Annotated in this window: 16 protein-coding genes and 1 pseudogene; 8 read left to right on the top strand and 9 right to left on the bottom strand. The window is 35.3% G+C overall.

Annotated elements, in window-relative coordinates; genetic code table 11:
- Window positions 1–161: 161 nt before the first annotated feature.
- From ruvA to WOCAOBSORBRA_RS03360, 4 genes are all read left to right on the top strand, one after another.
- Entirely contained in the window at window positions 162–743 is a 582-nt protein-coding gene (ruvA, locus tag WOCAOBSORBRA_RS03375) for a Holliday junction branch migration protein RuvA (protein ID WP_174515930.1), read from the top strand.
- A complete protein-coding gene (ruvB, locus tag WOCAOBSORBRA_RS03370; protein WP_155969262.1) occupies window positions 740–1,714 on the top strand; it encodes a Holliday junction branch migration DNA helicase RuvB in 975 nt (324 codons plus the stop codon). Before ruvA ends, ruvB begins: the two co-directional genes overlap by 4 nt.
- Before the next feature lie 174 nt (window positions 1,715–1,888).
- Window positions 1,889–2,083 carry a hypothetical protein gene (locus WOCAOBSORBRA_RS03365; protein WP_174515929.1) on the top strand — a complete coding sequence of 65 codons (195 nt, stop codon included), beginning with the start codon at window positions 1,889–1,891 and terminating at the stop codon, window positions 2,081–2,083.
- Between the two features lie 33 nt (window positions 2,084–2,116).
- Window positions 2,117–2,626, top strand: coding sequence for a DNA-3-methyladenine glycosylase (locus WOCAOBSORBRA_RS03360; protein ID WP_174515928.1), 510 nt, complete (start codon window positions 2,117–2,119; stop codon window positions 2,624–2,626).
- A 19-nt stretch (window positions 2,627–2,645) separates the two neighbouring features.
- Here WOCAOBSORBRA_RS03360 and purF read toward each other — a convergent pair whose 3' ends face one another.
- The 3 genes from purF to WOCAOBSORBRA_RS03345 are packed head-to-tail and all read right to left on the bottom strand — an operon-like array spanning window position 2,646 to window position 6,680.
- Window positions 2,646–4,031, bottom strand: coding sequence for an amidophosphoribosyltransferase (gene purF, locus WOCAOBSORBRA_RS03355; RefSeq protein ID WP_155969258.1), 1,386 nt, complete (start codon window positions 4,029–4,031; stop codon window positions 2,646–2,648).
- A 25-nt stretch (window positions 4,032–4,056) separates the two neighbouring features.
- Complete coding sequence (gene rodA / locus WOCAOBSORBRA_RS03350; protein ID WP_155969256.1) at window positions 4,057–5,160, bottom strand: rod shape-determining protein RodA; 1,104 nt, start codon at window positions 5,158–5,160, stop codon at window positions 4,057–4,059.
- 53 nt (window positions 5,161–5,213) lie between these two features.
- Window positions 5,214–6,680, bottom strand: coding sequence for a proton-conducting transporter transmembrane domain-containing protein (locus tag WOCAOBSORBRA_RS03345; protein WP_155969254.1), 1,467 nt, complete (start codon window positions 6,678–6,680; stop codon window positions 5,214–5,216).
- A 64-nt stretch (window positions 6,681–6,744) separates the two neighbouring features.
- Here WOCAOBSORBRA_RS03345 and WOCAOBSORBRA_RS03340 point away from each other — a divergent pair, with 64 nt between their 5' ends.
- The 3 genes from WOCAOBSORBRA_RS03340 (at window position 6,745) to virB9 (ending at window position 8,485) form a co-directional block, all read left to right on the top strand.
- On the top strand, window positions 6,745–7,059 hold the full coding sequence (locus WOCAOBSORBRA_RS03340) for an NADH-ubiquinone oxidoreductase subunit NDUFA12 family protein (protein ID WP_007548590.1): 315 nt from the start codon (window positions 6,745–6,747) through the stop codon (window positions 7,057–7,059).
- A gap of 2 nt (window positions 7,060–7,061) precedes the next feature.
- Complete coding sequence (gene mlaD / locus WOCAOBSORBRA_RS03335; protein ID WP_007548591.1) at window positions 7,062–7,517, top strand: outer membrane lipid asymmetry maintenance protein MlaD; 456 nt, start codon at window positions 7,062–7,064, stop codon at window positions 7,515–7,517.
- A gap of 185 nt (window positions 7,518–7,702) precedes the next feature.
- Complete coding sequence (gene virB9 / locus WOCAOBSORBRA_RS03330) at window positions 7,703–8,485, top strand: P-type conjugative transfer protein VirB9 (protein WP_174515927.1); 783 nt, start codon at window positions 7,703–7,705, stop codon at window positions 8,483–8,485.
- Between the two features lie 3 nt (window positions 8,486–8,488).
- Here the strand turns inward: virB9 and WOCAOBSORBRA_RS03325 are convergent, their stop codons facing one another.
- From WOCAOBSORBRA_RS03325 to der, 5 genes are all read right to left on the bottom strand, one after another.
- The gene (locus tag WOCAOBSORBRA_RS03325; protein ID WP_015589381.1) at window positions 8,489–9,085 is read right to left on the bottom strand and encodes a ribonuclease HII; all 597 of its coding nucleotides are present in this window, start codon (window positions 9,083–9,085) and stop codon (window positions 8,489–8,491) included.
- Between the two features lie 6 nt (window positions 9,086–9,091).
- Window positions 9,092–10,072 carry a phospho-N-acetylmuramoyl-pentapeptide-transferase gene (gene mraY, locus WOCAOBSORBRA_RS03320; RefSeq protein ID WP_155969251.1) on the bottom strand — a complete coding sequence of 327 codons (981 nt, stop codon included), beginning with the start codon at window positions 10,070–10,072 and terminating at the stop codon, window positions 9,092–9,094.
- Between the two features lie 580 nt (window positions 10,073–10,652).
- Window positions 10,653–11,195 carry a demethoxyubiquinone hydroxylase family protein gene (locus WOCAOBSORBRA_RS03315; RefSeq protein ID WP_174515926.1) on the bottom strand — a complete coding sequence of 181 codons (543 nt, stop codon included), beginning with the start codon at window positions 11,193–11,195 and terminating at the stop codon, window positions 10,653–10,655.
- Entirely contained in the window at window positions 11,170–11,691 is a 522-nt protein-coding gene (locus tag WOCAOBSORBRA_RS03310; RefSeq protein WP_015589379.1) for a disulfide bond formation protein B, read from the bottom strand. Before WOCAOBSORBRA_RS03310 ends, WOCAOBSORBRA_RS03315 begins: the two co-directional genes overlap by 26 nt.
- Window positions 11,688–13,013, bottom strand: a complete 1,326-nt coding sequence (der, locus tag WOCAOBSORBRA_RS03305; protein WP_012673406.1) for a ribosome biogenesis GTPase Der — start codon at window positions 13,011–13,013, stop codon at window positions 11,688–11,690. The genes WOCAOBSORBRA_RS03310 and der overlap by 4 nt, the downstream gene beginning before the upstream one ends.
- 131 nt (window positions 13,014–13,144) lie before the next feature.
- On the opposite strand from der, the gene WOCAOBSORBRA_RS03300 reads away from it, so the two are divergent.
- Window positions 13,145–13,354 (top strand): hypothetical protein, encoded by a 210-nt coding sequence (locus WOCAOBSORBRA_RS03300; protein ID WP_155969249.1) that lies wholly within the window; start codon window positions 13,145–13,147, stop codon window positions 13,352–13,354.
- Window positions 13,355–13,363: 9 nt separating this feature from the next.
- Here the strand turns inward: WOCAOBSORBRA_RS03300 and WOCAOBSORBRA_RS06575 are convergent.
- Window positions 13,364–13,502, bottom strand: a pseudogene (locus WOCAOBSORBRA_RS06575) (IS4-like element ISWosp8 family transposase); the annotation flags it as partial.

Raw genomic sequence — 13,502 nt, 5'->3', positions numbered from 1 at the left:
TAATCTGTACAGAGAAGATAAATAAATAGCTTCAGTGTTTATGATAAGGGGGCTGGCGGAGTTTGTCAAGTGGTTTTTTAGCCACGTTTCCCTGTTATAATGTTCGTTTGCTTGACCTAAGATCCAGGAGTATTTAAACTGAACCCTATACAGTGCTAAAAATGATAGGAAATCTAAGCGGAATAGTTGATGAAGTGCGCAGTGATCACATAATCCTGAATGTGAATGATGTTGGCTATATGGTGTATCTTTCAGCCAAAACTTTAAGTGCTTGTGCAATTGGAAGTAGAATCAAATTACTTATCGAAACCTATGCAAATAACAGAGAAAACACTACTCAGCTATATGGTTTTATAAGCGAAGAAGAACAGCAGTGCTTGAGGTTGCTAGTTAAAGTAAGCGGCATTAGCTATAAAACTGCAATGTCAATTTTGGGCAAATTAACTCCAGAACAGCTATTTTTGGCAATTATGAATGAAGATAAAGTAGCACTCAAGATGAGCGGACTTGGCCTGAAACTCATAAATCGAATCATCACTGAATTGAGTGGCAAAGTGAGTAAACTAGAAATAAATAACAATAACTTTAATCCAATTAATGAAGATGCCCTTTCAGCATTGATCAATCTTGGATATGAAAAAATGAAAGCTTATGATACGATAAAGAAAATACAAGACGAATCGTCAAATCTGGACACTAAGGATATTATTCGCATAGCGCTTAAGGAGCTCTTAACATTATGAAATCAATATCGTGCGGTAAAGAATATACTGAAGATGTGCGCAATATTAACATCAGGCCTGAGCAACTTGATGATTTTGTCGGGCAAAAAGACTTAATACAAAATTTAAAAGTGTTTATAAACGCTGCACAGACGAGAACTGAAGCTTTAGATCACGTTTTATTATATGGTCCTCCAGGGCTTGGCAAAACAACTTTAGCACAAATTGTTTCTAAAGAATTAAGAGTTAGCTTTCGCGCAACTTCTGGTCCTTTACTTAGTAAAGCTGGAGATTTGGCCGCAGTGCTTACCACTTTAAATGCAAAAGATGTTCTATTTATCGACGAAATTCATAGATTAAATCGCAGCATCGAAGAAGTTTTATATACTGCTATGGAAGATTTTTGCCTGGACATATTAGTAGGTGAAGGTCCATCTACTCGCACTTTAAGGATAGATCTACCACCATTTACGCTAATTGGAGCAACAACGCGGCTTGGATTACTTTCTGCGCCACTCAGAGATCGTTTTGGCATTCCTTTGCATCTTGAGTTTTATTCTTTTGAAGAACTGGTTAATATTATAAAAAGAGGCGCAAGAGTTCTTTCTGCTGAAATTGAAGAGGGTGCTGCGCGGGAAATTGCCTACCGTGCGCGCGGCACTCCAAGAATTGCTCTGAGGTTACTGAGGAGAATAAGGGATTTTGTTGAAGTGAAAGATGATAAAAAAATCACTTATGAAGTCGCTGATTCTGTATTACTAAAATTGGGTGTAGATAAAATGGGACTCAATAAACTTGATATGAATTATCTAAGATTTTTATTCAACACCTCAGGACCTGTTGGAATTGACACTATATCTATTGCACTATCTGAGGATGTTGGCAATATTGAAGAAACAGTAGAACCTTATTTAATCAAAATTAGTTTTGTAAAGCGCACACCAAGAGGGCGCGTTCTAACCGATCAAGCAAAGGAGTATTTGAGCCTTTAATATTAGAGAGCTTTTCTACCATAATTCAATTATATATATATTGATTGGCATAATATCATATACTGGCATCTTTTTGTATGAAGGCATATGTGTTAAATAGCACTGAAACTGTAGTTCAAATTAAAACTTCTCCATTTCGTACTCGCTAGTTATGCTATTCTAACTAATTAAGCTATGGTTTGGGTAATAGGAGAAAACTGGATTCCAGCGTCACGCGCTACCCTATGGGTGACTGCTTGCATATATTCTCTCTTTCACCATCTCAATGTTTCTTTCTTATTATGCCAGTACCATTTTCTTGTCATTCAAGTAGCTCCCCTTCTTGTCATCCCAGTGCTTGACACTGGGATCCAGAAATTCTTAAACTGAACTCTATATAGAACCTCAGAACAAAAATAAAAAATGGGTAGCACAATACTGCCAAGAAATTTCTACGAGCGGCCAACTTTGGTTGTAGCCGGGGAGTTACTAGGAAAGATGCTGAAATTTTCTAACTTTAGTGGAATAATAACCGAAGTTGAAGCCTATATAGGAATGAGTGACCCAGCTTGTCATGCAGCTAAGGGTTATACTAACCGAACCTCAGTAATGTTTGGTATGCCGGGGTTTTCATATGTGTACTTTATATATGGAATGTATTACTGTTTAAATATTGTAACAGAAGCAGAAGGGTTCCCAGCAGCAGTGTTAATACGGGGATTAAAGCTTATTGAACCACTTGAAGCAAATTTAGGTGGACCAGGAATATTGTGCAAAAGATTAAATATTACAAAAGAACATAACAAACAGGACCTTACTATAAGCCACGAATTTTGTGTTTATGAATCCCACCTCAAACCAGATTATATTTGCACTCCGAGAATCGGAATTAGTAAAGGCCAAGAGAAATTTTGGCGGTTTAAGATTTTCTAAACTTAAGACCTTGCGTAGACTATTTGCCAATCGGATAATCACCAGTGAAACAAGCATCACAATATTGTGGTGTAGCATTGTTACGCTTTTCTGCTTTAACAGCCTGATATAGTCCATCAATACTCAAGAAGGCTAGGCTATCTACTCCTATAACTTCCTTAATTTCCTCTACAGATTTATTTGCAGCAATTAAATCTTTGCACTCTGGCGTATCTATTCCATAAAAACAAGAATGCTTAATTGGTGGGCTTGAAATTTTGAGGTGAATCTCTTTTACTCCTGCATCCTTTAACATAACTATTATATTTGTTAACGTACTACCACGCACTATACTATCATCTATTAAAATTATGTTTTTACCTTTCAAAGTGTGCTTATTAGCATTGAATTTTAATTTTATTCTAACTTTACGTACTTCAGCGGTTGGTTGTATAAAAGTTCTTCCTATGTAATGATTACGAATTATTCCCAGTTCCATAGGTAATCCTGAATGCTTTGCATATCCAATAGCTGCAGGTATTCCAGAATCAGGTATTGGTACAACCATATCCATATTGTTTTTTGGTGGGCTCTCTTCTGCAAGTATTCTTCCTATTTCTTTTCTTATATCATATATGGACCTATTCTCCATTATGCTGTCTGGTCTTGAAAAATAAACGTATTCAAAAATACAAAAACTTGATTTTTGCTGTGGGAAAGGAAATGCTGAAGCTAGATTACCATTTCGATCAATGGTGACTAACTCACCTGGTTTTATTTCTCTAACAAACTCTGCATTTACTATATCAAGAGCACAAGTTTCAGATGCAAGAACATAAGAACCGTTTAACTTCCCTAAAACAAGAGGCCTGATTCCAGATGGATCACGTACTCCAATAACTACTTCTTGATTGATTGCCACAAAAGAATAAGCACCTTGTATTTGCTTTAATGCATATATAAAACTCTCTAAAAAGCTATCTTTTTCACCGCTTGCTGTCAGATGCACTACTACTTCTGTATCAATATCTGACTGAAAAACGCACTCTTGTTTAATTAATTGTTCGCGTATTGGAGAAATATTAATTAAATTACCATTATGTGCTATGGCGAAATCCCCAAATTTGCCACTTTTGCCAAACATGGGCTGCACTCCAAATTTACTACCACTTGTTGAGTATCGAACATGACCTATTGCACAGTCTCCAGGTAAGGATTTCTTTATTTCATCTACATCATCAAATACGCTGCTCACTTGACCTTGAAAGTGATAAGAGTGCAGCTTATCGTTGTTACTGGTTACTACACCAAAAGACTCTTGACCTCTATGCTGCAAAGCGTGGAGAGCAAGTATAGAGTTAAAAGCAGCACTTTGGTTGCAACTTATGCCAAATACCCCACACTCCTCACGCATTTCATCTAGCATAAAAACTATTAAGTAAAGTTAAATTTTACTTTAGCATAGGTAAAATACAAGTATTTTGTTGTTCATCTGCTTTTATTGCTAGCAATAGTCCTATACATATTAAGCTTGCAGCAGTTGTACTTCCTCCATAGGACAGAAATGGCAATGGGTCGCCTATTACAGGTAAGAGGCCCATTGTCATTCCGATGTTTATAAAGAAATGAGCACTAAAAAAGGCAAAAATGCCGATAGATACCGACTTAGAAAAATAATTTTTTGACCTATAAGCAATAGAGAGCATTATAGCAAGCAATGTAGTATAGAGTAAAATTAAAGTCATGCTACCTAAAAATCCCCATTCCTCACTCAGCACTGCAAAAGCAAAATCTGTACGTTTTTCCGGCAAAAATCCAAGTTGAGTTTGACTTCCGTTAACAAAGCCCTTACCAAGCAAACCTCCTGAACCAATAGCTATTTGAGATTGCTGCGCATTATAACCTATTCCAAGTGGATCCACTGATGAATCCAAAAATGACAATATCCTTTGCTTGTGATAAGGACGTAAAAAAGGCCAAATAGCCGGTACTGCAAAAATGCCAAGAGTTCCACATATTACTGAATGAGATCTTTTTATTATTGTTGTGAATATAATTGATATCCCTATAAATAACATTATCATAGCTGTGCCTAAATTAGGTTGCTTTAACACCAAGAACACGGGTAAGAAAATAATTATAAGTGCCTTAAGCAATCTTTTAAATTCCATCATTTTATACATACTCTGCTTATCAAAATAGCGAGCAAGCGCAAGTATTAAGCCTACTTTTGCAAATTCTGATGGTTGCAAACTAATTGATCCAATTCTTATCCACCTTGTTGCACCCATTATGTGTGAGCCAAAAAAATTTACTGCTAATAGTGAAATCGCTGCTGCTATATAAAAAAAGTAGGCGTACTTCAAATAAAAATCTAGCTCTATGAATGACATAGCTATAGCGAGTAGGAAAAAGAAGGAAAATATGACCAGTTGGTGAATCGCAAATGGCACCCACTTTCCTCCAGCAGAAGAGTATTGAACAACAATGCCAACGCAAAACAGCGCTATCACGTTAATGACTAATAACCAATGAATCTTCTTCAGCCTACCCACAATAAAGACCTTATAACCTTAAAGTATAGTAAAATATGAAACAAAGATAAAAATCAAAAAACCAACTTCTCAACTACTAACCGAATTGGAGTGCTATATATTCCAGTTACTACTGTTAAAGCTGCCATAAACAATAGACAGAAAAGCATAGGAAATGGCACATCATTAATTTTGCCTAGTGTCATTCTAGTGCGTGACGTTGCATCATTTTCAAAATACATTTTCTCTACCATCTTCCACATGTATATTAGTGCAAGAAAAGAACCGGCAGCAAAAGCTATCAGGGAAATCCACGCGCGAGATTCGATAATTGCTTTCATTATATACCACTTGCTTACAAAGCCATTTGTTAAAGGCACACCGATTAATGCTAAACTGAGTAGAGTGAACGCAAGTGCTGTATAAGGCATTGATTTCTTGAGTCCCGATAAATTCTCTATTTTTGTTGTATCAAATTTGTAAGAAATACATCCTGCAGCCATAAATAAAGATGTTTTTATTATGCTGTGGTTTACTATGTGAAGAATTGCTGCAAATACACCTGTTTTTGAGTTAAAACTCAGTGCTAAAATTATATAACCAATTTGGCTAATACTAGAGTGAGCAAGCAGTCTTTTTATGTCTTTTGCGGTTATTGCAAATATCGACCCAAATACAATAGCGCAAAGTGCGAGGATAATTATCACATTGTCCAGTAGCGGCTTAAACAAGAAAAAATTTTGATGAAAAACAGTATAAAAGATTCTGATGAAAACATATATCATCACTTTTGTCACTGTGCCTGAAAAGAATATGCTAATGAAACTTGGCGCCTCACTATATGCATTAACCAGCCACCTGCTTAATGGAAACAGTGCCATTTTGATTGAGAGACCAACAAAAATGAACAACGTGCCAAGTTTTATGATGTTGTTATCGTATAATGGAACTATTCTTTCAGCCATGTCAGACATATTGAGCGTTCCAGTCATTGAATACAAGAGCCCGATGCCAAATAAATAAAATGTTGCACCTATTGTTCCACTAATTAGATATTCAAATGCTGCAACCAAGGCTTTTTTATCCCTTCCCATTGAAACTAATACATAAGAAGAAAGAGATGAAATTTCCAAGAAAACGTAAAGGTTAAATATGTCGTTTGTTACTAGAATCCCGAACAGTCCGCTTAAGCACAGTAGAAATAGAGAGTAAAAACCAGTGATTTTGTTTTTGCTAATTTCTTTTTCGTTAATATAAAAGCTATAAAGCACGCTAATCAGCGCTATAAAATTCACCAAAGTTAGAATCAAGGAGTTCAACACGTCGATTCTTAACTCTATGCCGTACGGGGGAGCCCAATCCCCAAGGTGATAAGTTATAATTTCGCCTTTATATGTTTTAATGAGTAGTATTGATGAAATGATAAGAGTGATTGTTGTTGCAATAAAAGAAATAAACCAAGATACCTTGTGTTTCTTGGCAAGAAAGCAAAACATTGATGCAATTATTGGGATAATAACTTGTAAAATTGGTAATTGCATTAAATTGTTGTTAATATATCGTTAAAGTATTAGTATATATAATACTTTTTGTTTTAATACCCTTATGTTATCTAAAATTTGTAACGCAATAAAACGCCTATTACGAAGAGAAGATAAATTTGTAGGAAGAGATGAAAATGGAAATTCTTACTATGAATCAAGTAAAGGAAAAAGGTGGGTTATGTATAGCAGTGTCTCTGAGCCTACAACAGTGCCTCCGGAATGGCATATATGGCTTCACTATACTGATAATGTAGTACCAGTTAATAATAAAAAAAGAAAAGTAAAACATACTCCTAATTTAACGGGTACAAAAGATGCATACTATCCAAACCAAAAAGTGAAAAATTACTATAAAAGCTGGAGTCCTGATAACTAAAGATGCGAAGGTCAAATATACTTGAAATAACCGCTGGATTATTTGTATTAATTTTTACTATTTTTCTGATTTTCTTTGCTATTGATAAGCTATCTTACATAAAGAAAAACTATAAGGATTGCTATAAAATATATGGTCTTTTTGCTAACGCTAACGGTATAGGAGTTGGTGATAGTGTCAAGATCTCTGGTGTAGATGTTGGAAGCATAACTGGTGTATCACTTGACAAAGCTACCTACGTAGCACGAATCGATATGTGTATAAGCAAAGACATAAAATTGCCAATTGATAGTTCAGCTCTGATCACTAGCAGTGGAGTTGTTGGCAGTAAATTTGTTAATATATCACCTGGATCAGATATTAAACTAATCTTGCATGGTGGTAAAATAGAGTATACTCAAGCTGAAGCAAATATGGGTGGAATAATGGACAGAATTCTTGGTATGTTTACAAAGTGAAAATGGCAGGATTCCAAGTATATCCGTTCAGGTAAAGCCTCCTGTAGTTCTAAAGTATTTAAGGAGTTTGCCTTATTTCTTGCCTTTTCTACCGCTTGCTTTGGGGTTTATAGTATAGAAAGTGCCTTAATAGTTGCAGTGCATGTCTATCAATGATAAAATGAAAATTAATTTATTTTGATATTATGATTGGTTTACTGTTTGCCGTACTGTTGTTCCTCTGTGGTAGTGATGCACTTGCAAAACAGGAGCCACGTTCAATAGCTGGAGATAATCACATAAAGGTGATAAATTATAACCCACAAGCCATACATAAGTATACGGGTTTTTATGGTTATCAGTCCAGTATATTGTTTGAACCAGGGGAGGTAATACAAAACCTTTCAATGGGTGATTCAACTGGTTGGCAACTCCTTCCTCAAGGTAATAGATTGTTTATTAAGCCTATAGATGATATTGCCGATACTAATGCAACTATAATTACCAATAAAAGAGTTTATTACTTTGAACTTCATGCTGAAGAAGCAACTGGACTAGATGATCCAAGATTAGCATATGAAGTAAGGTTTCTTTATCCACTATTTAGCAGTGATAAGATTTACACAACAAATAACGGTGATATCTTCGAACAAGCTAGTCATACCATTATTCCTGATATCAATGATATTGAAGTTGTAAAGAAGGGATTAAATTTTAATTATTCCATCTCGCACGTCAAAGGTAGTCAGTCAATAATACCAATTAAGGTTTTTGATGACGGAAAATTTACATATCTACAATTCAATAAAATAAACTCTGATTTTCCGGCAGTTTTTATGGTTGATTCTGCAGGATATGAGTCTTTAGTAAATTTCCGTACAGTTGATAACTACCTGATAATCGAAAGGGTAAGTTCAGTGTTTACCTTAAGGAATGGATCGAGTACAGTTTGCCTATTTAATGAAACCATACCTTTCAAAAAAGGGTAAAGGCTATAATGCCCGAGATATGGGTGCAAAATTTTTTCTATGATGTTCTGTAATTCCATAAAGGCCAATAGCGTTAAGGTGCTCTTTTGTCCCATATCCTTTATTTTTATACCAATTATATTCAGGATGCTTATTGTGCAATTCTTGCATAAGCCGATCTCTCGTAACTTTTGCAACGATTGAAGCTGCTGCAATTGATGTACTCAAATTATCACCATTTACTATGGATTTCACTTGCCATTTCACTTCAGGTGGTTGATTACCATCAACTAGCACATAATCTAATTCTAGGTCCAAGTCTATCAACGCACGTTTCATTGAAAGTTTTGTTGCTTGCAAGATATTGTATGAATTTATTTCTTCTACGCTTGCCATTCCTATACCAAATTTTGCAACGGATATTATTTTTTCATATAGGACTTGCCTACATTGAGGAGTCAACTTTTTCGAGTCGTTGATTCCATCAATAATTGTATTTCTATCAATAAACACTACGGCTGCGGATATTACTGGACCAGCTAGCGGACCTCTTCCAACTTCATCCACTCCTGCTATCACTCCTGATAATTTATTTTCTAATGTAAAGTCTGGGTATTTCATAGGTTTTTATAATAAGAAAGTTATAGTAAAAACTGAACAGATAATAGAAATTATCCAAAATTTCATAACGATTGTATTTTCTGACCATCCCTTCTTCTCAAAGTGATGATGTATTGGTGCCATAAGAAAAACTCTTTTTCCTTCTCCATATTTAAACTTTGTATATTTAAAATATGATATCTGAATAATAACAGATAGAGTCTCTATTACAAAGATTATTCCAATAATGGCAAAAAGCATTTCTCTTTTAATTAGGACACTAGTTAACCCTAAAGCCGCACCTACCGACAAGCTACCAACATCACCCATAAATATTTTTGCTGGATGTGTGTTAAACCACAAGAAACTTAGAATAGCTCCTATAAATGCAATGCAGAATAAAGTAATATTCATATCTGCCTGAGTTATATATGCAATTAGCCCCAAAAAAGCAAAGGAAGTGATAACTTGAGTTGCAGCAAGGCCATCCAAACCATCTGTGAGATTCACAGCATTAGAAGAGCCGACAATTACAAACGCAGCAAACGGAACATATAGATAGCCAAAATCTATTATTACTCCTTTAAATAGGGACGTTTTTGTAAAACATTCAGCAGAGTATAGCTTAAGTATAAACACACCAACCAGAGCAACAATAAACTGAATAAGTATTTTGGTTTTTGCACTTAAACCTCGATAGTGATTTGTCTTCAATTTTAAATAATCATCAATAAATCCAAGTAGAGCAAAAAATAGAGTTATCAATATCAGCAGCAAAATTTCTGGTGTTAACTGAGCCCAGAGTAAAATTGGTAATAAAGAAGAAATCAGTATTATTATTCCGCCCATAGGTGGTACATTCTTTTTTGTTATTAAATGACTTTCTGGTCCACATGATCTAATTGGTTGCCCATCTTTGCTTATTTTTTTTAGAAGCTTTATAAAATAGGGAAAAAGAATAAACCCAAAAACAAATGAGGTAAAAAATACTTTTGTAGCTAAGATCATCTGCTTACTTAAATTGACTAAGTGTCATACCACCTATAGCTAATAAAGTCAACTTCTGTCATCCTATAGCCTGACCCACAACTGTACGAACATTGTGATTTGGGCCCATCAGTAGGGTGTCATCCCAGTCTGGAATCCACAACTGTACGAACGTTGTAGTTTGGACCACCAGTGGGGTGTCATCCCAGTGCCCAGACACTGGTTCTATGCAACTTAATTAAAAACGTTTGTTTTAGTGTAAGACAATTACCTTTAGCTTATCAGCTCAGTTATAAGCAAAATTTCTGGATTCCAGACTGGAATGACACCATTTGCTGTGCAATTTACCTTCAAAAATGAATGTTCGTACAGTTGTGAACCTGTGGCAGGTATTACATAAGAGCATTTCCCTCTTCTAAATTAAAACGCACTTTTGCCTCCTTTGCAGTCTATACTTTAGATGTATTTAATTTACAAATACTAATTATTTATTAATAATGGTGATATGTAAATATAGTTATAAAATAATTGTTACACTTGAATTCCTTCCTGGTTTCTGTTGTTATCAGAACATTTAAAACACTTTAAGAAAGTTGCTTAGTTAAATTAACTTAGACAAGTAAATAGCAGTTTTGCAGCCTGTTTTTATGAATGATGATAAAATGTTGTAGCCAAATGCGCTTTCAGCATTGTGCTGAATTGCAATATCTTTGTGCTCTAACTCCTCGTCGCGAAATTTACTTATAGTTTCTCTTAATTCCCCATCTTCTAAATGTGAAACTTGCTCTTTGTAGTGCTCCCCGATAACTTCTTCAACTGCAGCAGTGCAAGCCATAGCAGCTTTTTTGCCCATAATGGCAGTTGCAACGCCAAGCGACACTCCTAAAACACGCCAAACAGGCAACAAAACAGTAGGACGAACTTTTTGCTCTTTGATTTTCTCATTAAAATAGTGAAAATGCTTTTTTTCCTGCTCTTCCATTTTAATTATTTCATTGATTATAGAAGATTTCTTAAGAATAAATTTTTGACCAGAATAAATGCAAATAGCTCCATATTCTCCAGCGTGATCTACTCTAATTGCCTGTTGCAAGAACTGATTGTTGCTGTACCTTAAATTATTTAGATTTCTTTCTTTCTCCACAATACACCTTACCTGATACGAACAGAGCTACTATGAGATAAATTAGATTCCATGTTGCTAAGGAAACACCTAGAACGTAATGAGGTCTGTCACAAGATGGAGAGTAATTAGGATTTAGTAGATTATTTCTGAGCTCTTCTATACTAACGTTACCACTTGCTTGCTCTGTACAACCTAAAACATCATGAAATAAGTGGAGTTCAAGACCTATATGATAAAAAGATATTACTGCACCTATGAGGTAGCTGCAAAACATTGCATAGATTAGAATTTTGTTGTCTTTAAGCATGCACGCTACTGCAAGTAATCCGGCGATATAGTAAACTATTCGCTCGTATGTACATAACTTGCATGGCAGCATGTTGAAAAAATATTCTAGCACATATGCAAAAATTAGAGCAGCGGCACTCGACAGCAGAAAGATTGCAGGAATTCTGGAATTATTACACATAACTTTAAGTAAATTATCCCTGAAAGTATAAAGCAGAGTATTCATTTTACATAGGGATTTTTATTTTTTTTCAAAAGCAATCTAACTGGCACACCGTCTGCAAAGAAATTTTTTCTGAGATCGTTAATTAAATAGCGTTTGTAACTTTCATCAACACTTTCAGGTATGTTACATATCAAAGAAAAAGCTGGAGGTTTAGTACCAATTTGAGCGATATACTTCATTTTAACTGCTTTGCCTTTTACAAGAGGGTGAGAATGTTTTCCTACAGCATCTATGAGCCACTTATTCAGTTTTGCAGTGCTGATCTTCTTGTTCAAGGATTCACTCACTTCAAGACACTTATCTATCACATCACCGCAGCGCATGCCTTTTAACGCAGAAATTGTTATAGTTGGCACTTCCAAGAATAACCTAGTTACTTCCTGTTGTTTGACAAATTTTATTAACCTGCTTCTGTCATCCTTACCTATTAAATCCCACTTATTTAAAACAACAATAATCCCTTTCCCTCCCTTAATTGCAGCTTCACCAATTGATAAATCCTGCTGCTCAATACCAACTAGGGAGTCTAGCATTAAAACTACCACATGAGAGCGCTTGATTGATTCCATGCTTTTCTCAACAAATCTTGATTCTAAGCCATCTACAACATTCGCCTTTCTGCGGATTCCGGCAGTGTCAATTAGAGTAATTAACTCTCCATCATGATCATATGTAATATCCACAGAATCACGTGTGGTACCTGGCTCTGAACTTGTTATTAGTCTGTTTTCTGCAAGTAAACCATTTAAAAAAGTTGATTTTCCAACATTCGGACGGCCGATGATCGCGATCCTCAGCCTACTCAGTTCATTGTTAGGTAACTCAGTGTTCTCGTTAAAATTTTCAATAACACCAGCTAATGCATCATAAAGATCAACCATGCCAAGATTATGCTCGGCAGAGATATACACCGGGCCAAGAAAATCAAAAAACTGCAAATAATCAACATTTTCGGATTTATGACTCTCGCATTTATTTGCTATCAGTATCACAGGTTTATTTATTTTTCTCTTCAGCCACTTTGCAAACTCTTTATTTCGCTCATTTTGCACTTTTGCGTCAACAAGAAAGAAAATTATGTTTGAACTGGATAAAGAAAACTCTATTTGCTCAATAACTTGCAGTGAAAAACTAGTTTGGTCGTTCCATCCTCCTGTATCTATAACTTTAAACTCCAAATCGCTAATTCTCCCCATTCCCTCTCGCCTATCCCTTGTCACTCCTGGAATGTTACTCACTACTGCTGCTTTTCTTCCTACTAATCTGTTGAATAGGGTCGATTTTCCAGCATTTGGTAGGCCTACTATGGCGATTTTTAGCATAATTCAAGGGCATGTTCTATATGAAGTAAATTATAACCGAAACTTTTCAATTTAACTATTGACTTCGTAGATTATATAAGCATACTACAGTTAGAATTTTTTTATTTCGTTATGTAAAATATGAGGTAGTTATGCTAGTGTCAGAGCAAATAGAGAGTGTAGATAGAGAAGGATTAAAGCAACAAAATCATATACATAAAGATACAGAGTGTTCGGAAGAGACGACAATATATGGGCATATTAATCAACATATGGAAAAAAACATCTCAAATACATTGCATGAAATATATGATGCTCTTATGTCATATAACGAATCGGAACAGTCAATGACGTCAACTTAAGAACTTTCATTAGCAAACTCTCCTAAAGACATGATGGCGTTTAGGCTTATCTACTTTATTGCGGCTGTCCCGGTCGGATTTTAACTTTAGCGCGTATACTTAAAAAGGGCTTGAAAGTTTTTTGGCGCAATAAGTACCTGATAGAGTT

The sequence above is a fragment of the Wolbachia endosymbiont of Cardiocondyla obscurior genome (genome assembly GCF_902713635.1).
In the GTDB taxonomy this organism is placed as follows: domain Bacteria; phylum Pseudomonadota; class Alphaproteobacteria; order Rickettsiales; family Anaplasmataceae; genus Wolbachia; species Wolbachia pipientis.
The sequence above is the reverse complement of the archived record's forward strand: the minus strand, read 5'-3'. Positions and strand labels throughout refer to the sequence as shown.

Coding starts and splice junctions, on each gene's coding strand:
- ruvA (WP_174515930.1), top strand. CDS start 162: ATGATAGGAAATCTAAGCGGAATAGTTGATGAAGTGCGCAGTGATCAC.
- ruvB (WP_155969262.1), top strand. CDS start 740: ATGAAATCAATATCGTGCGGTAAAGAATATACTGAAGATGTGCGCAAT.
- WOCAOBSORBRA_RS03365 (WP_174515929.1), top strand. CDS start 1,889: ATGGTTTGGGTAATAGGAGAAAACTGGATTCCAGCGTCACGCGCTACC.
- WOCAOBSORBRA_RS03360 (WP_174515928.1), top strand. CDS start 2,117: ATGGGTAGCACAATACTGCCAAGAAATTTCTACGAGCGGCCAACTTTG.
- purF (WP_155969258.1), bottom strand. CDS start 4,031: ATGCTAGATGAAATGCGTGAGGAGTGTGGGGTATTTGGCATAAGTTGC.
- WOCAOBSORBRA_RS03345 (WP_155969254.1), bottom strand. CDS start 6,680: ATGCAATTACCAATTTTACAAGTTATTATCCCAATAATTGCATCAATG.
- WOCAOBSORBRA_RS03340 (WP_007548590.1), top strand. CDS start 6,745: ATGTTATCTAAAATTTGTAACGCAATAAAACGCCTATTACGAAGAGAA.
- mlaD (WP_007548591.1), top strand. CDS start 7,062: ATGCGAAGGTCAAATATACTTGAAATAACCGCTGGATTATTTGTATTA.
- virB9 (WP_174515927.1), top strand. CDS start 7,703: ATGATTGGTTTACTGTTTGCCGTACTGTTGTTCCTCTGTGGTAGTGAT.
- WOCAOBSORBRA_RS03325 (WP_015589381.1), bottom strand. CDS start 9,085: ATGAAATACCCAGACTTTACATTAGAAAATAAATTATCAGGAGTGATA.
- mraY (WP_155969251.1), bottom strand. CDS start 10,072: ATGATCTTAGCTACAAAAGTATTTTTTACCTCATTTGTTTTTGGGTTT.
- WOCAOBSORBRA_RS03310 (WP_015589379.1), bottom strand. CDS start 11,691: ATGAATACTCTGCTTTATACTTTCAGGGATAATTTACTTAAAGTTATG.
- der (WP_012673406.1), bottom strand. CDS start 13,013: ATGCTAAAAATCGCCATAGTAGGCCTACCAAATGCTGGAAAATCGACC.
- WOCAOBSORBRA_RS03300 (WP_155969249.1), top strand. CDS start 13,145: ATGCTAGTGTCAGAGCAAATAGAGAGTGTAGATAGAGAAGGATTAAAG.